This window comes from Ferrithrix thermotolerans DSM 19514 (assembly GCF_900128965.1).
Taxonomy (GTDB): domain Bacteria; phylum Actinomycetota; class Acidimicrobiia; order Acidimicrobiales; family Acidimicrobiaceae; genus Ferrithrix; species Ferrithrix thermotolerans.
This window is the reverse complement of record NZ_FQUL01000010.1, coordinates 1-20,581: the sequence shown is the minus strand read 5'-3', so window position 1 is coordinate 20,581 and position 20,581 is coordinate 1. Positions and strand designations below refer to the sequence as shown.

The 20,581-nt window shown below is 50.1% G+C and carries 19 protein-coding genes and 2 pseudogenes; 15 read left to right on the top strand and 6 right to left on the bottom strand.

What is annotated here, in order from left to right; all coding sequences use genetic code 11:
• Positions 1-247: 247 nt before the first annotated feature.
• Both BUA24_RS04800 and BUA24_RS04795 read left to right on the top strand, forming a co-directional pair.
• Positions 248-865: a CDP-alcohol phosphatidyltransferase family protein gene (locus tag BUA24_RS04800; RefSeq protein WP_072789352.1), complete on the top strand. Its 618-nt coding sequence runs from the start codon at positions 248-250 to the stop codon at positions 863-865.
• Between the two features lie 50 nt (positions 866-915).
• On the top strand, positions 916-3,462 hold the full coding sequence (locus tag BUA24_RS04795) for a sugar phosphate nucleotidyltransferase (protein WP_072789349.1): 2,547 nt from the start codon (positions 916-918) through the stop codon (positions 3,460-3,462).
• A gap of 2 nt (positions 3,463-3,464) precedes the next feature.
• Here BUA24_RS04795 and BUA24_RS04790 read toward each other — a convergent pair whose 3' ends face one another.
• Positions 3,465-3,836: a lipopolysaccharide assembly protein LapA domain-containing protein gene (locus BUA24_RS04790; protein ID WP_084660207.1), complete on the bottom strand. Its 372-nt coding sequence runs from the start codon at positions 3,834-3,836 to the stop codon at positions 3,465-3,467.
• Positions 3,837-4,007: 171 nt separating this feature from the next.
• Here BUA24_RS04790 and gcvH point away from each other — a divergent pair, with 171 nt between their 5' ends.
• From gcvH to gcvPB, 9 genes and pseudogenes are all read left to right on the top strand, one after another.
• A complete protein-coding gene (gene gcvH / locus BUA24_RS04785; RefSeq protein WP_072789346.1) occupies positions 4,008-4,391 on the top strand; it encodes a glycine cleavage system protein GcvH in 384 nt (127 codons plus the stop codon).
• 102 nt (positions 4,392-4,493) lie between these two features.
• Positions 4,494-4,562: pseudogene (locus tag BUA24_RS13350) on the top strand (zinc-ribbon domain-containing protein); the annotation flags it as partial.
• Positions 4,563-4,652: 90 nt separating this feature from the next.
• Complete coding sequence (locus BUA24_RS04780; RefSeq protein WP_272867285.1) at positions 4,653-4,982, top strand: FHA domain-containing protein; 330 nt, start codon at positions 4,653-4,655, stop codon at positions 4,980-4,982.
• A 17-nt stretch (positions 4,983-4,999) separates the two neighbouring features.
• A pseudogene (locus BUA24_RS13345) lies at positions 5,000-5,239 on the top strand (MerR family transcriptional regulator); the annotation flags it as partial.
• Between the two features lie 857 nt (positions 5,240-6,096).
• Positions 6,097-6,606 (top strand): bifunctional nuclease family protein, encoded by a 510-nt coding sequence (locus BUA24_RS04770; RefSeq protein ID WP_072789338.1) that lies wholly within the window; start codon positions 6,097-6,099, stop codon positions 6,604-6,606.
• 141 nt (positions 6,607-6,747) lie between these two features.
• Entirely contained in the window at positions 6,748-7,272 is a 525-nt protein-coding gene (locus BUA24_RS13150) for a MerR family transcriptional regulator (protein WP_072789335.1), read from the top strand.
• A gap of 246 nt (positions 7,273-7,518) precedes the next feature.
• Positions 7,519-8,574 (top strand): glycine cleavage system aminomethyltransferase GcvT, encoded by a 1,056-nt coding sequence (gene gcvT, locus BUA24_RS04760; protein ID WP_072789332.1) that lies wholly within the window; start codon positions 7,519-7,521, stop codon positions 8,572-8,574.
• Between the two features lie 90 nt (positions 8,575-8,664).
• Positions 8,665-10,020: an aminomethyl-transferring glycine dehydrogenase subunit GcvPA gene (gcvPA, locus tag BUA24_RS04755; RefSeq protein WP_072789329.1), complete on the top strand. Its 1,356-nt coding sequence runs from the start codon at positions 8,665-8,667 to the stop codon at positions 10,018-10,020.
• Positions 10,010-11,542 carry an aminomethyl-transferring glycine dehydrogenase subunit GcvPB gene (gene gcvPB / locus BUA24_RS04750; RefSeq protein ID WP_245790306.1) on the top strand — a complete coding sequence of 511 codons (1,533 nt, stop codon included), beginning with the start codon at positions 10,010-10,012 and terminating at the stop codon, positions 11,540-11,542. The genes gcvPA and gcvPB overlap by 11 nt, the downstream gene beginning before the upstream one ends.
• Positions 11,543-11,553: 11 nt before the next feature.
• Here the strand turns inward: gcvPB and BUA24_RS04745 are convergent, their stop codons facing one another.
• Both BUA24_RS04745 and BUA24_RS04740 read right to left on the bottom strand, forming a co-directional pair.
• Positions 11,554-12,324, bottom strand: a complete 771-nt coding sequence (locus tag BUA24_RS04745) for a class II aldolase/adducin family protein (RefSeq protein ID WP_245790303.1) — start codon at positions 12,322-12,324, stop codon at positions 11,554-11,556.
• Between the two features lie 119 nt (positions 12,325-12,443).
• Complete coding sequence (locus BUA24_RS04740) at positions 12,444-12,962, bottom strand: phosphate-starvation-inducible PsiE family protein (RefSeq protein ID WP_072789323.1); 519 nt, start codon at positions 12,960-12,962, stop codon at positions 12,444-12,446.
• Positions 12,963-13,165: 203 nt separating this feature from the next.
• Here BUA24_RS04740 and BUA24_RS04735 point away from each other — a divergent pair, with 203 nt between their 5' ends.
• Complete coding sequence (locus BUA24_RS04735; RefSeq protein WP_084660205.1) at positions 13,166-14,080, top strand: DMT family transporter; 915 nt, start codon at positions 13,166-13,168, stop codon at positions 14,078-14,080.
• Positions 14,081-14,179: 99 nt separating this feature from the next.
• Entirely contained in the window at positions 14,180-15,652 is a 1,473-nt protein-coding gene (gene pyk / locus BUA24_RS04730; protein WP_072789317.1) for a pyruvate kinase, read from the top strand.
• Here pyk and BUA24_RS04725 read toward each other — a convergent pair.
• The 3 genes from BUA24_RS04725 to BUA24_RS13340 form a co-directional block, all read right to left on the bottom strand.
• On the bottom strand, positions 15,605-17,155 hold the full coding sequence (locus BUA24_RS04725) for an EAL domain-containing protein (RefSeq protein WP_072789314.1): 1,551 nt from the start codon (positions 17,153-17,155) through the stop codon (positions 15,605-15,607). The two genes, pyk and BUA24_RS04725, sit on opposite strands and share 48 nt — an antisense overlap.
• Positions 17,156-17,219: 64 nt before the next feature.
• Positions 17,220-18,437 carry a nitrogen regulation protein NR(II) gene (locus BUA24_RS04720; RefSeq protein WP_072789312.1) on the bottom strand — a complete coding sequence of 406 codons (1,218 nt, stop codon included), beginning with the start codon at positions 18,435-18,437 and terminating at the stop codon, positions 17,220-17,222.
• Positions 18,438-18,831: 394 nt separating this feature from the next.
• Positions 18,832-18,936 (bottom strand): hypothetical protein, encoded by a 105-nt coding sequence (locus tag BUA24_RS13340; RefSeq protein ID WP_084660204.1) that lies wholly within the window; start codon positions 18,934-18,936, stop codon positions 18,832-18,834.
• Positions 18,937-18,959: 23 nt separating this feature from the next.
• Here BUA24_RS13340 and BUA24_RS12785 point away from each other — a divergent pair, with 23 nt between their 5' ends.
• Both BUA24_RS12785 and BUA24_RS13145 read left to right on the top strand, forming a co-directional pair.
• The gene (locus BUA24_RS12785) at positions 18,960-19,427 is read left to right on the top strand and encodes a hypothetical protein (RefSeq protein WP_143146388.1); all 468 of its coding nucleotides are present in this window, start codon (positions 18,960-18,962) and stop codon (positions 19,425-19,427) included.
• Positions 19,428-19,978: 551 nt separating this feature from the next.
• On the top strand, positions 19,979-20,110 hold the full coding sequence (locus BUA24_RS13145; protein WP_272867284.1) for a hypothetical protein: 132 nt from the start codon (positions 19,979-19,981) through the stop codon (positions 20,108-20,110).
• The last annotated feature ends 471 nt before the right edge of the window (positions 20,111-20,581 follow it).

Below are 20,581 nucleotides of genomic sequence, written 5' to 3'. Positions count from 1 at the left end.
CTACGCCAAAGGCCGGTTCGTTCAAGGGTAGATGTCACCCCTTACACGTCGAGACTCTCAGAGATAATTGTAAGAAAAAAAGTTAGCCAAGAACCAGCGGAATGAGCTCATAGCTCTAGTTAGCTGGAAAGAGTTGCGTTTAGAGAAGTGGAGAAGTCTAGTTCCCAATAAAAGTTTAATGAGCGTTTACCTTTGGTAGGGGACCAAGTGGGTGAGTGGCCGATTAGAGGTTCTAAACTGCCATTAGATGGGTGTCGAGCGTTCTACAGATGCAACGGGTGAGTGTGGGGACGCTCCTCGGTCGCATTTCCTCACGGTTCCTAACTTCATTACATCGCTAAGGCTAGCCCTTTTACCCTTTCTTGTTGTCCTTATGCAGGATCGGGCGAACCCCTTAGAGATCGCTTCACTTTTGGGATTTATGGGTGTTACGGACTTCTTAGACGGCTTCATTGCTCGAAGGATAGGTGCAGTAAGCACCTTCGGGAAGGTATTCGACCCAAGTTCCGACCGTGTGGTATTGGTTGTAGTTGCAATCGAGTTGCTTCGACTCAGATACGTTCCCTCGATGTTGGCGGTACTGCTGTTGGTGCGAGAGTGTTTTGTTTCTCTACTTATGATCTATCTGTTCATTTTCAAAAAGATAAGGGTTGATGTTATCTGGGCCGGTAAAGCTGGTACCTTCGCCCTCCTTACATCCCTTCCCATGTTCGTGTTCCTAGGTCACTACGGAGCGATCGGCAAAATCATATACACAGCTGGGGTGATCGTCGCAAGCGTTGGTACAGTAGTTCTATACTACGCAGCCTCAAGCTACGTAAGAGCGCTGAAGATGGTGTCAGTTAGGTCCAATCATGTTGAATAGGTATTTGAGTAGTTCGCACTTTGCATAAGACAAGGAGTCAAAAAGGTCAGATGAAGGCAGTCATAATGGCTGGTGGGGAAGGCACTCGACTCAGACCGTTGACATCAACACAACCAAAGCCCATGCTCCCAATGGCAAACGTTCCCATGATGGAACATATCGTGAGACTCCTTGTAGGTCATGGCTTTGAAGAGGTTGTAGTTACAGTAGCTTATCTGTCCAACTCCATTCGTACCTACTTCGGGGATGGAAGTGAATTCGGCGTCAAGATCTCTTACGTTTCTGAAGACTCACCTCTAGGAACCGCTGGGTCGGTGGGAAACGCTAGAGATCTTCTAAGTGATAGGTTCCTTGTGATCTCCGGAGACGTACTTACTGACATCGATCTGGGTGCAGCGCTCCAGTATCACGATGAGAAAAATGCAACGGTTACTGTAGTTCTACAACGAGTCGAGAATCCTTTGGAGTTTGGAATCGTTACCACGGATAACGAAGGAGCGGTTACGAGATTTCTTGAAAAACCCTCCTGGGGAGAGGTCTTTTCAGATACTGTCAACACCGGTATATACATCCTTGAGCCGGAGATATTTGACTATATCCCCATCAAGACGGTTTCAGATTTCTCCTCGGACGTATTCCCTCGCCTCCTTAGCGCACAACGCCCGATATATGGCTGGATCTCAGATGGCTACTGGGAAGACGTCGGTACCCTAGCAGGATATCTCAAGGCTCACCGAGACATCCTTGAGGGTCGAGTGAAGGTGACGGTCGACGGATTTCAAGTACGTCCATCTGTCTACTTTGGACAAGGTTGCCAGGTGCATCCTGATGCAAGGGTGGAAGACTGTGTCATTATTGGCCCAAACGTAAGAGTCAGCGCTGGAGCTCATATTCGCAGGTACAGTGTCCTCGGAGCGTCCACAAGGGTTGGAGATGACGCCGTTGTGGAGAACTCAGTAATAGCGGACCACTGTTACCTAGGACCACAGTCACACGTAACAGGCGCTGTCGTGGGTAGCAACTGCGATCTGCGGAGAGGTGTAACTCTCGAAGACGGTGTGGTGGTCGGTGACGACTGCTACATCGGTGAAGAAGCGATCGTGCAGCCCTTCGTAAAGATCTACCCGTCCAAAAACGTCCAGTCTCGTTCTATCGTGAATACCTCGATAGTTTGGGAGTCTAGAGCGGTACGGACTCTTTTCTCTGGGAGCGGTCTTAGTGGTCTAGCCAACGTCGATGTCACTCCAGAGATAGCCGTGCGCCTAGGAATGGCCCTAGGATCTACTTTACCTCCACGATCAATAATAGTCGCCTCCAGAGACACCTCAAAGGCAGCGCGGATGCTAAAGCGCGCTGTGATGGTGGGGTCAAACGCTGTAGGCGTGTCAGTCTCAGACCTTGAGGTAGGACCTACGCCGCTCACCCGTTACCATGTGAGATACTCCCTAGCCACCGCCGGATTTAGGGTATTTTTAGGTGAAGACCCCGATACTGTCGAGATTCGCCTTTTCGATTCAAATGGAGCAGAGCTCTCAGAATCTGAGGTCCGCAAGATCGAAAGGGCGATGGCGCGAGAGGACTTTAGAAAGATGCCGTCATCTGAGATAGGGGATATATCTTTCCCTGGCAGGGTGGTCGAGCACTATAGTGAGTCTCTCTTGGACGTGATCGATGTGAAAAGCATCCGGGAGCGTAACTTTAGAATCGTTATGGACTATTCATTTGGTACTGTGGGACTGCTTCTTCATAGTGTGTTAGGAAAGCTGAACGCAGAGGTGTTGAGTTTCAATCCCTACGCCGCTACAGGTCGCGCGATATCTCTGGTGAGAGAGGAACAGCGTAATAAGGTCTCACGTGTTGTTGTGGAGTCTGGTTCTGATCTTGGAGTTATATTCAACCCAGCGGGCGAGTCCTTCGAACTGATAGATAACAAGGGCAGGGTACTTATTGGACAAGACTTTGTATATGCCATGGTGGAGCTGTTCGCGCTGGAACACGTACCGGGTTCTCAGTTTTACCTCAGCGTCGAGAGCTCAAACAAGGCTATAGCAAGAGCTCGGGACAGAGGGATAGATACCTACTTTACCAAGTCTTCTTCTCAAGCTATGTGTCACGACGTTCTGGAGGCAAGTGGTAAGTCAAGGTCACAGCCGCTGCATAACGAAGGTAGGGATCCAACCTCAATATCTCTGGGTCTAAGTCCCAGTGGGTCTATGGTGCTATCTGGGGTGGTGGCGGGACCTGATGGAGTATTCAACTTAGCGAAGGTGTTGGAGGTTTTGGCCCGCCATGGACGCTCCTTAGACGAGATAACTCGTGACGTTCCGCCGATCTTTGTAAAATCGGCTAAGACACATACTCCTTTTGAGCTTAAAGGTTCTCTTATGCGTTATCTTCTTGAAAGCGAGGCAAGTGAGGGTGTTTTGCTTATCGACGGGATTCGTACCAGTGACAGTGACGGGGGATTCACTCTCATTGCACCCGATCCTGAAGACGCCCTTACTAAGGTAACAGTTGAATCACGTGACGAAAGAGAGACCGTGGACAAACTATCAAGGGCCATCGAGTGGGTGTCGTCCATGTTGAGAGAGATATAGGGTTAGTGGCCTAGTCGTCGAGCCCGAAGTCGTAGCTGCAGGATTCTAAGAGATGCGATAACACTGCTCAGTAGAACTCCTCCTACAACAGCAAATATGAGGGCCACTCCGAGAGGAAGGTGTCCCTTTAGGCCCAGGAAGTAAATTGGTACGCTGTTTAAATTTTGCAATACGAACACAAGTAGTAGTATCAGGATGACAGCTGCAAGCGTTACAGCAATAAAGAGGGCGGAAGCTCGAGTTCTGTGCGCAACCTTCTTGTCGCTGCGACCTGAGACAGGAGGTACAGCAGCTTTTTGTTCAACCTCCGAGATGTCAGTTGTATCGATCTTTTCGACCTCTTCGTTGCTGTTGGGCTTGTTTTCGTCAATCATAGTTGCTCCATCTGCTATACAAGCTACACGCGCTTGAGGTGCGTTTCTTTAGGCAAGCTTTGTGAGTGGATCTCCCCTTAGGTAATAAAGGTAATGACAGAGTGCAAAACTAGCCCCGAAAAACATTTTCTTTGAAGACGAGGACCATAAAGATCCACTAAGATTCGAGGAATGAATCTTCCTGAAAATCTAAGGTATTCCAAAGATCACGAGTGGGTCCGACCCCAAGCTGGCAGTCAAGTGGTTAGGGTGGGCATAACCGACTATGCACAAGATGCCCTTGGAGACATTGTATTTGTTGGTCTGCCTAAGATCGGTTCTACTGTCGAGTCAGGCGATGCCTTGGGAGAGGTTGAGTCAACAAAATCGGTCTCCGATGTGTTCGCTCCTGTTTCGGGTAAAGTGGTGGCAGTCAACACGGAACTCGAAAGTGCGCCAGAACTCCTAAACACAGACCCCTATGGAGACGGATGGATCTGTGACATCGAGATCTCGGGATCTGGAGAGGTTGAGAGCCTCATGACCCCTGAGCAGTACGCTGACTTCATCGACTGAGTGCGAGCTCCGCCTCGACGTAGGGAAAACCCTCTAGGTTGTGTTAAGGTTGAGGCTAATCTTGTATCATTAGGGCTGGGAAATTAGATGTAGGGAGTTGCTTTGATCACCTGTCTTAGCTGTGGACACGGAAACCAAGATGGATCTCGGTACTGTTCCTCATGCGGACGCCCGTTGGTGGTTCAAGAAGACGAAACCACATCTAGTTTCGTTCAACTTGACTTGGTCTCCGATACTAACGATGAAGTTTATCTTAGGGCTTTGTCTGAGGTTCCTCAGGGGCAAGCGGCGTTAGTTGTAAGAGTTGGAGAGGGGGCTGGTTCTAGGTTCGATCTTGATCGAGAGTTGACTACTGTTGGTCGACATCCAGAGTCTGATATCTTCTTGGATGATGTAACCGTTTCGCGACGACATGCAGAGATCAGGCGAACGGCTCACGGTTACGAGATTAAAGATACGGGTTCGTTAAATGGAAGTTATCTCAACAAAGAACGTGTGGAAAGTGCTGTTCTCCGCCACGGTGATGAACTTCAAATTGGAAAGTACCGCTTTACCTTTGTATCTTTCGACGTAGAGCAAGAGCAGAGATGATCCCTAGGAGTTCTGAGATGTCGGAGGATGTTGACTACCTTTCGATCGGGGAGGTTCTCGCGCTTATAAAGAAGGACTTTCCTGATGTGTCGATCTCCAAGATCCGCTACCTTGAAAGTCAGGGCCTTATCGATCCAGAGCGGACTCCGTCTGGTTATCGAAAGTTTTATCCTTACGACATCGAGAGACTAAGAAAGGTTCTTCACCTTCAAAGAGACTCGTTTCTCCCGCTCAAGGTGATTAAAGATACTCTTGATGGCAAATTAGCTGAACCGACCGACGTATTTACCCAACCTACACTTCAGTTCGAAGATCTGCCTGAGGCGGATAAATCTCCTGTAAAGGAGCCGGGAGACTCCAGTCGCCTAGTGGATTTGGTGTCAAGGCTGGCAAATAGGGATGGCGACATTGGACCTTCCAGTACTATACCTCCTGCCGAGCTATCAGAGGGAAAGGCTTCAACGCCTCACCAGGTGGCTACAGAGAGGAATACGGATCAAAATCCGTTAGTTAGGCCTTCAAACCCCGAAGGTGTCGAAGAGTCTGCTGGTGGTCATCGTGCAGACAGTGGTGAGAAGCAGTCTGCGACGTCGTCCCATCTATCGAGAGAATCGATCGACTTTGGACGGGACGATCTGTTCTCTGTCGAAGAGCTGTCTCGTCTAACTGGGGCTAAAGTATCAGAGATCAACGAGGTGGAGTCCTACGGACTCATAGAGTCCGAAATGATCGCCGGGGAGAAGTACTACGGAAGGCTTGACTTCGAGATCGTGCAGCTGGTGTTAGTCTTCAAGAAGTACGGTGTTAGTTCCAGGCATCTTCGTATGTACAAACTTTCGGCAGAGCGCGAGGTGGGTTTTATGGAACAGGTGATAACTCCTCTTCTCCGTCAACGTAATCCCCAAGCACGCCACAAGGCGCAGGAACAGCTAAGTGATCTAAAGACTCTAGGAGGCTGTCTCAGGGGGTACTTCATGGAGAGACTCCTTGATAACTTCATGAAGCTCTGAACTCCGATAAAATCCACGACGTTTAGTGGGCCGACGTGTGTGCCTTGGTCTTTGGTAGCCTCGATAACATTGAAACATTGGAACGTTCCGACTAGATTCAAGACATGGTCGAAGTTGAATTAGTTGGAGTAAAGGTGGACGTACGAACAAACGCTCCAGTTATGTTGCTTCAGGAACTCGAAAGCCCCAGACGCACGCTTCCAGTCTTTATCGGTTCTCCAGAGGCCTCCGCCATAGAGATCGCAGCAAGAGGCCTTGAAACTCCTAGGCCACTCACTCACGACCTGCTTCGCGATGTTATTGAAGTATTGGGAGGATCCTTGCTTAGGGTGGTTATCACCGAACTCAAAGGTGGAACCTTCTACGCAGAGATGGAGATTATCCAGGGTAGGGGTCCTATCATAGTTTCTTGTAGACCATCTGACGGAGTTGCTCTTGCGATAAGAACTGGAGCTCCGATGTTTGTTGCCGAGGATCTAATAGATGCAGAAGGTGTGGTGGTCGATGAGGTCGCAGACGATGAAGATATTGACGCTCCCGTTCCCAATCCTGAAGAGATAGTTGGGGAGTTTCGTGACTTCTTAGACACCATCAAGCCCGAAGACTTCTCATAGACTGAATCTCTAAGCAGCGATTTCTCAAAAAGATCGTCTTTAGGACTAGGCAAAGTAGTCCGATGAAGTGAGAGTCGCTACTGGAATTTGCGATACAATAACAATTGTGTAACTAAATTCTCCATCAAAGGAGAGGCTGCTATGAGAAACGACAAGAACGGAGTTGGGTCCATGGACTCATCTTCTAAAGGAGATAAAGACAGTTTCCGTGGACCACAAGCCTGTAAGCTGGTTAAGATAACCTATCGCCAGCTCGATTACTGGGCTAGGACTGGTCTTGTGGTGCCCTCAGTGGAAGACGCTAACGGCTCAGGTTCCCAACGCCTCTACTCCTTCCAGGATCTCCTTTGGCTAAAGTTGGTGAAGAGGCTTCTTGATGCCGGACTATCTCTTCCTGCTATTCGCCAGGCTCTTGCGAAGACGAAGTCTGTTTTAGATACAGACTCCAAGGGCTCGAGTTACCTTGTCGTCTCGCACGAGTCGGTGGCTTTGCTCGCTCTAGATGTTCTCATCGAACGTCTAGGCGCAGGTCTCTCTGACGCGGTTGTTGTCGTGCCCTACAATACTATGATAAGGGAACTTGAAGTCGACATATCTCGACTGAAAGAACGTAGTCCTCAAGAGGTTCAGCCAAGTCTGTTCGAACCCATGCCTAAGGCTGTTTAAAGTTCGAATGTTGCCCACTTTAGGGTTTTCGTACATTCACGACCATGGAGCAAAATCTCCGTGTCAACCGTTGAAACCCTTGCTGGGTCTCGGCAAGTGTGTATCTCGCAGAGAGCTTTGTCTTGGAGTAAGAGATCCCTCCTAATGAACAAAGATAACGAAACTTAGCTTTATTTGGTGGTGAAACCAAACTCCTTTTAGCATCGGTAACTCCGCAACTCTTTCTGAGACTGCTATTATCGACACGTGACGTTGAAACGCAGTGCTTTGTATGACCTCCACATATCCTTAGGCGCCAAGATGGTGGACTTCGGTGGCTGGGAGATGCCCTTATCCTACCCCCTTGGAACCCTTAAAGAGCATCTATCGTGTCGATCTAGGTCAGTGGTATTTGACGTTAGTCATCTTGGAACTGTCGAGGTGAAGGGCATCGACGCCTTCGACCTGCTACAGCGGCACCTAAGTAACGACCTTGGCAAGATCACTCCAGGGAGAGCGCAGTACACCCACCTTCTCGACGGACAGGACGCCTCTGTGTTAGATGACATCATTGTTTGGTGGGACAATGATCAGAGATTTCTTGTGATGCCCAACGCTTCTAACACTGAGAGGGTGAGGGAGCGTATCGGCGGTGAAGATACCACTGAGACCCGATCTATCTTGGCGCTACAAGGGCCAAAGACTCGAGATGTGCTAGCTAAGGTCATACCTGAGTCGGCTGGAGTCGGTCGGTTTCGGGTCGGTCACTACAACTTTGAAGGAGTGGAGATCCTGGTAGCCGGTACCGGTTACACCGGCGAGGACGGTGTAGAGATCTCGATAGAAAACGAGGCTTCCGTAAAGCTCTTTAGTCGATTGCTCGAAGAAGGGGTAGTTCCCGCCGGTCTTGGAGCGCGTGACACCTTACGACTAGAGGCAGCTCTACCATTGCACGGAAATGAGCTTGGTCCAGGGATAACACCCATTGAGGCCAGATTGGAGTGGGTCGTTTCCCTGTCAAAGGGAGACTTCATAGGCAGAGACGCCTACCTAAAGCGCAAAGAGAGTGGTCCCCGGTTCCTTCTTTATGGTCTTATGTCTCAAAGTCGCCAACCCGTGCGTTCTCACATGAAGGTTTTTGGGAAGGACGGCGAGATCGGGTGGGTGTCCTCTGGAAACTTTTCTCCTTCTCTTTCAAAGGCCATAGCCCTGATCTACTCCTACCAAGATCTGCGATTTCGAGATGAAGTTTTCATAGAGGCGCGTGGAAACAAACTTCCATTTGAGGTAGTCAATTTACCATTTATTGCAAAGAACTCTTAGGATGAAAGACAGAGACGCAAGGACAACAACCGCTAAGAATTGCTGATTCGCAGGTACCGTCTGAAGTATTTAGAAAGGAAGGAGCGGGCGATGCCGTCTTTCATTCCACATAGTGAAGCTGAAACGAAAAAGATGCTCGACGATCTAGAGCTCGATTCTCTGGATCAACTTTTTCATCTAATAGATAGCGATCTAAGGCTAAAGCGTGAACTCAATCTTCCCGCCGGTGTCTCAGAGTTCGAAGTGCTCGATACCATGAGCGCATTTGCTCAAAGGAATCTGAACCTATCGAAGCCGCTCGTGTCCTTCGCTGGAGGAGGTGCATACGACCACGAAATCCCTTCGGTCCTCAAGACTCTGGGATTTCGGTCCGAGTTCGTTACTGCGTACACTCCCTATCAGCCCGAGGTTGCCCAAGGGGTCCTGCAGGCCTTATTCGAGTTTCAAACGTTGATCTCAAGGGTCTCGGGTCTTGAGATCTCAAATGCGTCTCTATATGATGGTGCCTCGGCCCTTGTGGAGGCCATTAATTTGGCTTGTGCTGCCACCGAACGCTCGACGATACTTGTGTCAGACGGAGTAAATCCAAGGTACGTCGAGACCGCAAGGACCTTCGCAGAAGGAACAGGTCTGACGCTGAATCGGCTTTTGTTGAGTCCTGATCTAGAGACTCAGATACGGGAGGAGAGCCTACCACAGGACGTGGCAGCTGTAGTTGTTGGATATCCAAACTACTTTGGTGTAATCGAGAACCTCTCTTTGTTTAGAGAGTATTGCGATCGCATCGGAGCACTTCTAATCGTTGCATACGATCCCGTAGCGATGGCCCTCCTAAAAAGCCCTGGTGAGCTCGGCGCGGACGTTGCTGTAGCCGAGGGACAACCATTTGGGGTTCCGTTATCCTTCGGGGGTCCGTACTTGGGGTTGTTTTCAACCAGCAAACGTTTTACCCGGCTGATACCAGGACGACTCGTAGGAGAAACAGTCGATCTCGAGGGCAAGACTGCCTATGTTACGACGCTACGTACTCGAGAGCAGGATATAAGACGCGAGAAAGCCACCTCTAATGTCTGTACCAATCAGACCCTGATGGCCATCTGGGCGACGATTTATCTCTCATGGCTCGGTAAGGTGGGCTTTGTAAATACCGCCCATCGATGTTATGACAACACGCGCTATCTCGTGGATAAGCTCACTTCGATAAAGGGGGTCTCGCTGCGAAACCGAACCTATCTTAGGGAGGCGTCGCTCGAACTTCCGGTCTCAGTCGACTATGTCATAGAAGAGATGGCAACAAGAGGTTTCCTTGCGGGTGTAAAGGGAGAGATCGAAGTCTCAGGCGAGACCAGGGAGCTGCTTATAGTAACAGCGACTGAGAAACGGTCGAAGGGTGAGATGGACAGGTTTGTAGATCTACTAACAGAGGTAATCGAAAGTGCAAGATAAGGTATACGCAGGTGGGGATGCTAGCTCAGTACCTCTGATGGGTAAGAGCGCTGAGCCCACGATATTCGAGCTCTCCGCCAAAGGTAGAACAGCCTTTTCTCTTAGAACTCAAGAGGTACCTGTTAGGGACCCTAAAGAGACGGTACCAGAGTCTTTACTTAGAGAAAAAGTAGTGGAGCTTCCTGAGGTCTCTGAGCGAGACCTTGTGGGACATTTCACGCGGCTATCATCAAGGCAGTATGCGGTTGATCTGGGTGCTTATCCACTTGGTTCCTGCACCATGAAGTACAATCCAAAGTTCGCAGACCAGGTTGCAACGACAAGTGGTCTTTACGACATCCACCCACTGACCCCTGACTCTCACGCTCAAGGTTGGCTTGAGTTAATGGCTACGCTTGAACGTTACGTATGCGAGATAACCGGTATGGCAGAAGCCACGCTCCAGCCAGCGGCTGGAGCAGCTGGCGAGCTAACCGGACTTTTGATAATGGGGGCCTATCATCGTTCTTACGGAAGAAAGCGCACAAAGGTTATCATTCCGGACTCTGCTCACGGGACTAATCCGGCCTCTGTAACCCTGGCGGGATATGAGGCGGTTACCGTACCTTCCAACGATAGAGGACTAGTAGACCTTGAGCATCTGAGAAAGCTTCTAGACGACGACGTGGCGGGCATGATGCTCACAAACCCCAACACCTTGGGTCTCTTTGAAGAAGAGATCCATCAGATAGCAGAGGCTGTGCACTCAGTTGGCGGCCTTATGTACTACGACGGAGCAAACCTGAACGCAATTATCGGTATAACTAGGCCGGGCGACATGGGCTTTGATATAGTCCACTCAAACCTCCATAAAACCTTCGCCACCCCTCACGGTGGGGGTGGTCCTGGGGCGGGACCGGTTGCAGTAACCGCTGAGCTAGCTCCATTCCTCCCCGGACCAAAGCCTGCCCTTGTCATGGAGGACGGTATCGAAAGGTATCGATGGGTCACGCCCCAAGCCTCGATCGGTAAGGTGCACGGATTTTTTGGTAATGCTGTGGTGTTGGCGAGAGCACTCTCTTACATGCTGTACAACGGTTTTGATGGTTTGAAAGCAGTGTCTCAATATGCAGTCTTGAACGCAAACTGGCTAAGGAAGATGGTTTCGCAGCGGTACGATATACCCTACAGCCAGACCTGTATGCACGAGTTCGTGGCGTCTGCACAGCGACTCCGAAAAGAAGGTGGCGTGAAGGCGCTAGACATTGCAAAGGCGCTATTGGACAACGGGTTTCACGCCCCAACCGTGTACTTCCCGTTGGTTGTGGACGAGGCGCTTATGATGGAACCTACGGAGACCGAGTCGCTTCAAACCTTGATTGTATTAGCGGAGAGGCTAAATGCGTTAGCTGAGTTGGCGACTACAAAAGAGGGTCAGAGTCAGCTCCACGAGGCTCCGGTAAATACCCCAACGCGTCGAGTCGACGAGGCTTTAGCGGCACGGAAACCAAGACTTACATTTGACCAGCCGGCTAACCACTAAAGATCAAGTGGTTAGCCTAGCAGCTCAGGACTTTCGTGTAACGCCCTAGCTAAGAGTGGCTGAAAGCTAAACCAACCTGCGATATGTGAGCCCACTTGGGATCGAGTCAGGATAGCCATCTCGTGGGAGATCTCAACTGGTACTCCAGCGGCCTCGGCCATGAGCTGAGCCTGACAAGACCGGTCCATCGCAATGAACCACCATACAGCCTCTCCCACGCTTTGTCCGACGGTCAAGAGACCGTGATTTCGTAGTATCACAGCCTTTTTATCCCCCAGACTGCGAGATATCCTCTGTCCTTCTTCAGTACTTAACACAACACCCGTGTAGTCATCGAAGAGAGCGTGGTCTTCATAGAAGGCGCACGCATCTTGGGTTATGGGGGAGAGCAGTTTGCCTAGGGAGGAAAACGCCTTTCCCGCCATGGAGTGTGCATGTGCTGCTGCAACGACATCGGGTCGTGCTTTGTGAACCTGGGAGTGTATGGCGAACGCAGCCGAGTTCAAAGACCCACGTCCCTCTACAACCTCACCCTCTGAGTTGACTGCAATGAGCTCGCGCTGGGTAATCAAAGAAAAGTCCATGCCAAATGGGTTGACCCAGAAAACGTCTGGATCCTCTGGATCGCGCGCCGTTATGTGACCGGCAACACCCTCGTCGTATCCAAATCTTCCAAAGAGCCGAAAGGCGGCAGCGAGATGTAGTTTGCGTTCCTGACGCTCTTCGGCGTAAGAGGTCGTTGTCGACTCAACTTTAATCTCCAGCTCCACGGATAACTCCAATCTGAACCTTGTAGTTTGAGTAAACATTACATCTTTGAGAGGCTTTCTTCAAGGCTATCAGGTGTTAAGCTGCGACTCTCTAGCTCAGAGACAAGTCAGGCTATACTGTTTGGGTCTCTCTAGTGCTGTGATCCCATCTTCGTCTCTAACTCTCCGTAGAGAGTCTCGTTCTCCTTTTTTGTCGACTGACTTCGTATCTTTTGGATAATAAAGAGGGAAACGGTAAGGATGACCACTATCGTCGCGTCCACACCGAGCTCGATTAGGGCGTGGTCGAACGCTACCGTTGAGAGTCGTCTTGTAGTTGAAAGCTGTGCTCCTAGGACTAAAACCCTTCGGACTGAGGAGATTATGCCGATGATAAGGAAAGGTCGGAGCTGGAACCCTCCCTCGGAGAGATGTGTGATCACTGTTCCGAGGAGTTCCATCAAGATGATTACGAACAAGATATCGTTCAAAACCGATGTAAGGCCTAATATGACATCTCCGTGGACAACGACGTTTGCCAAAGCCTTAGTTGAGCTAATGAGGGATATCACGGACATCACCACCAAGGTGATCGCTATTACTAGGTAGATAATCTTCTCGCTGAACTCAAGTACTTGAGATGCTCCCGGAATACCTGAAATCTTTGACATCTTCCCCCTTCTTCCCCGAACATAGTAGCTTGTGGGCAGGCACTGCCGAACCGCAAGGTACCTAAGTGAGTAGTTATGTGTGGTCATAAGTTGTTTTCGAGCGGCACCACCTTGTTTTTGAATATATCGTTGCTGGATCTGCCGTGTTGTATAACTAGAACTTGGTTGCGGGTGTACTAAAGTAGTACCGTGAACGAAGCAAAATGACGGAGGCGACCCATCGTAGGAAGTCTGCGATACAACGTTACATGACCTCCAAGGTCGCTGGGGGAGTATCTTTATCTCTAATCTGTGCAGTGTGGGGTTCGACGTTCGTCTTGAACAAAGATGCACTTCGATTCGTTGGGGTATTTTTCTTTCTAGCTCTTAGGTTCCTGCTAGCCACGGTGTTGCTTTTTGGTTATGCATCTCTCGTTAGGTGGAACCAACTAAAGTTAGCGATCAAAGAACCCTTAGTGTACTTGGCAGGTATTGCACTTTTCCTGGGCTACTGTCTCCAGAGCCTTGGACTCAGAGTCATAGAGCCTGCGACGTCTGGGTTTATAACGGGTCTTTCAGTTGCGATCGTTCCGATCGCTGCGGTGGTGCTAGGAGCCCGGGTAAAACCCCTACATATCGTGGCTGCTCTCATAGGAGTCGCAGGCCTTTACCTTCTCTCTTATCCTTTATCATCTGCAAACCTAGGCGGGGAGTTCGTCACTCTTATGTGTGCGGTTGCCTTCGCATTGCAGATCGTATTGACAGAGAAGCTTCCAAGAGAGCTAGATCCGATAAGTGTGGTTGCGGTAGAAGTAGCGATCGTGACGGTTTTTTCGGTGATCGTCTCCTTTACACCTCTTGAGACTGCTCCTCTTGGTCGTTCGCTTGTGGGTTTCGATCAGGGTGAGGTGTTGCTTGCGATCTTTATTGGAGGAGCTATCGCAACTGCGCTCGCACTTGTTACCCAAACACACTTTCAGCGATACATGCCCTCGACCGAGGTAGCTATTGTGTATAACCTGGAACCTTTATTTGCACTCCTATTTTCTGTGCTTATAGATCACCTAAACCCGAGCTACTTTGCATTAGTTGGAGGAGTGCTCGTTCTTGCCTCTATGACAACCTCGGCGCTTGCTTGAGGACCGTTATCCAACTCATGTGTCTTATAGGCAAAAAGTCGGAGAGAATTTGTGAATCGCCAGTCGATCAGTCATTTGAAGGGGTAGTTTGAACGTGTTATGCGAAAGACAAAGATAGTCTGCACAATTGGCCCGAGCTCCTTCGCCCCTGAGATCGTGGAGGAGATGATAAGACTTGGTATGGATGTTGCCAGGGTGAACTTCTCCCATGGAAGTAGAGCCGAGTACAGAACAATATGTGCAAACGTACGAAAGGCTGCTCGAAGACTGGACAAGGTTGTTGGACTCTTGGCTGACATCCCAGGCCCAAAGCTGAGAATAACAGATCTATCGGCTCCGGTGCTCGAACTATCTGAAGACGAACTGATCGGCGTAGTCGAGTCAGACAGCCTTGCGCACGTTACGCCCATTGGACACGTCGACGCGATGGTTTCAACAACGACCCTTGGGGTTGTTTCGCAACTTCAGGTTGGAAATCGGATCAGTTTTGCTGATGGGGTGGTCCAGGCGGAGGTAGTTGAGGTTATCTCTGGGGGCGCTGTGGCAGCTCGTGTTACTATAGCTGGAACCCTTACTCCGAGAAAGGGTGTCAACTTTCCTGACTCACACGTGAAGATTCCAGCACTTACTCCCAAGGATAAGGAGTTGATCGAGTTTGCGTGTGAAGAAAGATTTGACTTTATCGCCATTTCTTTCGTCGGCAGTGCGTTCGATATGATCGAAGCCCGTGAGGTTGTAAACCGGCATTCAGAGTTTAATAAACCTCGTCTGGTAGCAAAGATAGAACGACCTTCGGCTTTGAAGGAGATTCGTGAGATAATCATGAACTCCGATGCAGTCATGGTGGCAAGGGGAGACTTAGGAGTCGAGATCGCCCCCGAAGACGTTCCCATAGAACAGAAACGTATCATCCATCTCTGCAACGAGATCGGTAAGCCGGTTATAACGGCAACTCAGATGTTGGAGTCGATGGTACATGCTCCTCTCCCGACGAGAGCCGAGGCAACAGATGTAGCGACAGCTATTTTTGATGGCACCGATGCCATTATGCTCTCGGCTGAAACAGCAGCGGGAGAGTTTCCTCTTGAATCTGTTTCTTATATGGATAGGATAGCAAGGCGAGCCGAGACTGAGCTGACAAATGTCTCTCTGACACACCTTGAGCGGCCTCTGCCACTGACCCATACTGTAGCTGATGCCATAGCACTCTCGGCTCAGCAGATCTGTTCCACTCTGCCTATAAAGGCGGTGGTTGCGGTTACAGAGTCTGGTCACAGCGCTCGGGTGATCTCTAAGTTCAGACCAGACGTAGAGGTGCTTGGTGCGGCTGCGACTGCGGAGGCAGCGGGATCGCTCACCCTGAGCTTTGGAGTAACGCCGTTCGTGTTGCACTCTAGCTTTAGAGGAGAAGAAGCGATGTTAGAGGCTGTTAACAAAACGATTGAGATGAAGCTAGCAAAGAACGGGGATCTTGTGCTGGTAGTGGCAGGAATTCCATTTGGCGTTAGTGGGCGTACGAATCTGCTAAAGGTTCAAGTAGTCGGTGAACCCGTCTTTGAACAGGACCGGTAGCTCTGACAGTTTGACTTTGTCAGTCCCAAATAGGAGCTTTGAGACATAAGATCCCTGCTGTAAGGCGACTCCCATGTCCAAAAGTGCCAGACACTCTTCCTGACTCGAGATACCAGTTGCGCTAAGGACTATACCTAAAGAATTGGCCATAGATACAATGTGCTTGACCAACCCCCCGCCTCTGTTGAGACCAAGTTCATCCCTGTAGAGTTCAGGGGAGATCTTCATATGTGAGAACTCGACTTCGTGAAGAAGCTGAAACGATGAAAAGCCTCTCCCGACCTCGTCAAGTCCCACCCGTACCCCATGCCTCTTTAGACGTCTTACAGCGCTTTGTAGCTCTTGTGGTTCGAAGTTCATGAGGTATCTCTCTGATATCTCGAGGACCAACCGAGCAGAGAGCTCCGAACCTTGCAAGTTCTGAATCTTTCGTTCCAATAGGTCCTTATCCACGATTGAGACAGGTGCTACGTTGACAGCCACTTCCACCTTCAGTCTCTCGGACAGGGCGCGAGCGTGTTTGAGTTCATGGTTCTCGATCTTTAGGAAAAGCCCGCTACTTAGAATCGGATCTATCGGTGTCTTATCCTCCGAGTTCAACCTACTCAGCTCTCGCAAAGGAGTCTTTAGCTCTACTTGTTTCAATTCCATCTTGTGCATCTCTACGGCCATCTCCAAGCGCGGTTCTAGTTCGCCGCTGGCTACCTTTTTGTTGAGTGCTTTCATAGCGGAGTTCCACTTAGAGTCTTTGGGTGTTTCAGTTACATGAATAGATTCGATCATTCCCTGTGGTTCTCCGAGGCGTGACGCCAACGAGTTGTACAAGCTGGAGAACGGCATTGGATGAAAGTTCTTGGCCGTCAGAGTCGAGGCGCTGTAGGTAAGGGAGGCCATGAGTCCTCCACTTCTCATAGGTACCTTGAAACTCTGGATGGATCGAGACAGATTCTCTCTGTTCTTAGGGGTAGACGTTGCGACGAACATTAACTCTACCGGCGACAGTGAGAAGAGCATTACTGACTCTGAGATGTACTCTCTGGCTCGCTCGATGACTAATCTTAGGAGTTCATCTTTTTTCTCGACGCCGATAGAGTCCCGTATGCGCTCAAGGTTGGATAACTTTACTAAGGTAAAGTCCAGTTCAGGACCGAGACCGACAAAGCCATCTTTCTCGACCTGCTCGATCAGAGTCCTTCGGTTGTAGGTCAGTAGTTGTGGATGTATTTTCGATAGCCTGTTGAGCTCTTGAATCGAAGCAAGCGCCCCTTGCCTCACATCTTCGATCTGTGAGATGTGAAGGGAAAAAAGCAGGTTGATCTTGTCGAGTGCTTTCAACATCTCTTGGTCATCTTCTACATAACGCCGCGCTATAGAGCCTTGTTCGTACACTGCCGACCTTGCTTGACGGACCGCCTCTGACCACGCATCTCCATTTGGATATGTTACGGCCTTCTCTGATAGCTCCAAAACGGCTCTACCAGCGCTCTCTCGAAATCCAAGCAACGCTTCGACCTTCAGGGTCTTCGATATATTTACGACGACTACAGATACCTGAAACTCTCCTGACTCAAGGTGCCCCCCCGGTAAGGGAGAGCCATACCCGCAGCCTTACCGATCCCACGTCTAATGAAAATCTTTGCCGAACTCCGCCAGCGGCTAAATCCCATTGGGAGCTGGACATACCCCAGTCCTTCAGTAATAGCTTGATGTTGCCCGCTCCGAAGGGCTTCTGAGATAGAGCAGACTCTATCTCGTTGATTCTTCCCTCACTTTCTAGCATCTCTCCCGATGTACGTGCGAGGATGATCTGAAGAGGGGCCTCTGCTACGGCGTTTCTAAGCAGCTGTGCGTCCTCAACGCTCCGTAGAAGCGTCCTGTACTCTTGGTCAAAGTCCTGAAGTGTAACTACACAGGAGTTTTGATCCTTCGAGTCTATCTTTAGCGGTGTCATTTTAAAGGTGACCACTATGGGCCGTTTGGTTCTAAGTACCGCAAGGTCTTTAGAGATGGAGGATAACTTGTCAATCCCTAGAGCCTTTATGTCACTTGCCTCATCCACGCCGGGAAGGTCTGGCCTCACCTCGAGGAAGTCGTCGATCGTGCTTCCCAAGACCTCACTAGGGATACTTTCGCTCAAGGAGTAAAAGGCCTGGTTCGCCTCCAGGACATGGTGCTCTTGATCGACCAGGAGAGCTGGCACCTCTAGGTGGCGAAATACTCGACGAAAACCCTGTATCTCCAACTGGTGTGTTCTGGATATATCTGAATCTAATGCAGAGTGACTCTGAGTCAGAAGTACCTTTTGCGCAAGTTCAAACAGGTATTCCACTTTCATCAACTGCGCTGTAAGAAGCTCAAGAGGTGCTCTTGAGGATAACAAGATGAAGGTGGGCAAGGCTAGGTCTTCTCCAACTGGAAAAGAAGCAAGCTGTGTTTTTCGCCCTGTTGACACGATGCGACTTCGAAACGATCTCTGTCTCGATGCTGAATCGTCACCATCTTCGACATCTGGTCTCGTTGATGAATTGAACAGAGAATCGAAGCGTTCTTTGGAGAGGTCTTTGCCTAGTTGACGAATCTGATCTTCAAACTCTAATGAGCTGCAACGAAGTACCGTGAGGTCGTCTCTTTGGACTTGAACTATTGCTACATCCAATACCATAGGTAGTAGTCTCAGCTCATTGGTTACAATCTTGAGCGACTCCTCTTTCGATGCGTATGACGACGACGCCCGTAAAACTCGAACCGCTATGTGTTGAGTATCTGTGACTTTCAACTGTTCCATAATTTCTATCTACACCTGTGCATCACGCACGCGGTATCACCACCTTAGCTGTGATGAACAGGGTGCATCGGTTTTTTCTGCTGTGGTTTTCCCGCTGTCGGGACGAGTCCCCTCTAGTGGATCACTAGAGGGGCAGCGGATTTCCACAGCCGGTTCGCTCTCTGGTTGACCAGGGTGGTCGATGACGGCGACGGGCCGGACCATTTCCACGTCGCCTCCCATTTGCGTCTCCGCCCCCACGGGATGTGCGCCCATAGTCGCCTGGTTCCTAGAGTCCACACCGCAACAGTGGCCTTGCGGCTTCCAATCGGGTGTTTCGCCAGTTAGTTGCGAGAATCTGCTGAGCAGGATGGTCCGAACCTGACCCTTCGGCATCCAAAGGGTGATACTAGGATCATCCATCCTGTTTCGCAGGTTGTGCTCCAACCCAGTCGCTATGGCCCACCCACCCGCAAAAGAGGCAGACGAACTTGTCCCTATTACGGTTCTTTGGATGCACATAACCGCAACGAGGACATTGTTGTGAGCTTTAGGCACACGACCGGCCGGGTTGACCCGCTGTCGGCAGAAACCGGCTGCCGATGCCTTGAAGTGAGATCGTTCGTTGATGATCGTATTACGCATCTCTACGGTACGCCTGGGCATTTCTTTGGACTTTCCCTTACCGCGGAAGTCAAGGCGTTCCTGAGCAAAGCGACCTGTTTTGCGATGGCGCAAGAACTGGTTGTAGGCCGTGTCCACCAATCGAGCACATTCCGCTTGATGCTTCCTGCGTCTGTTGTCGAGTTTCTTGTATCCCAGGTTGTTCTTCTTGATGTGCCTGGCCTTGGCCGTGTCCCCACGAGCGAGGGCCTTGTTCCTCACAGCGTGGAGTTCGTTAGGCTTGCGTCTTTCGTCCAGATCGACCGACGATGTACGCTCGAGGAACTTATCGAACCGCTTCCCGTAGCGCTTGCCATGATCGTCGGTGAAGACCGGTTGTGTGCCTAAAGTTGTGCAAATAGGCCATAGGGTCTTTGGAACTGCGTCTATCTTAGTAAATGGTTATAGAACTGTCATTGACTTTTGATCTTTATTTAGTCCTTGACAGTGGAAGTGGAGTGTCTATCAGTTATCGAGATCCAAGTAGGCAACCGGTTCATCACAGTGTGGACATGGGCCTTGAGGTCCAATACGAGAGCAGAACAGGTTATACACTCAGGACATCTCTGAAGCTCAGGTACCGCTGTTCACAACTAGGGCACTCATATACAGTGGTGTCAGGTCTTTTAGCAGTTACAGTAGCATTGGTGCTGTTAGATCTACTTCTAGCCTGATAGCTGGCGCATCTGTGAGCATCGCTACAGAACTTGCGGCGTTTCAGATAAAGGAAACGTTGCACCGCACCACTTTTATGAAAGCGTACTTATAACGTAACGCCTATCGTAGCAAAGGATGGTTTAGGACTTATCATGAAACTCTTCATTACCCTATGTCTCAGTATCAGTGTGTGCGCGGCTTGAAAAATAAATCAATGAGGGCGAGAAGGCATAGATGTTCACATGGCTATCTACGATGAAACGGTGGAAGACAACACAACGAAAGAGGTGACCCTCCCACCCAAGGCAACAAGACGAGTGCTCTCCCCGAGCTACAAGGCGAGGATCTTGAAAGAGTACGACGCCTGTCTCTAGGGAGGAAAGGGTGCGCTGTTGCGACGAGAGGGACTCTTCTCGTCCCAGATCACCTAAGTGGCGCAAGATAATCAACCAGCAGAGCCAAGAGGCCCTCTCGAGAAGTCGGGGACCAAAGACTAATCCGCTAAGAGGTCGAGTAAGAGAACTCGAACGAGGGAACGAGAAGCTACGTTCTGAGCTGGCAAAGTCCCGAAAGGTCATTTCGGTCCAGGGAAAACTATCGGTGCTTCGTGTGTCCTGAAAGGAAAGTGATGACGATGTAGAAGGTCGCCACCACGAACCGTGCTCTACCCATGATGGAGGTAGGCCCTCCGAACTCGCTGAGCAGGCAGAGAGTTCAAACCACCTCAAGCGGCGTTAGTAAAGAGCTAACGTCGTGAGCGTTGAGGCAAAAGGCCCGTCATAACGGGTCAGGTATGCGACGAGAAGACGAACATGTGTGAACCACTGCTGACGCATCGAAAGAGA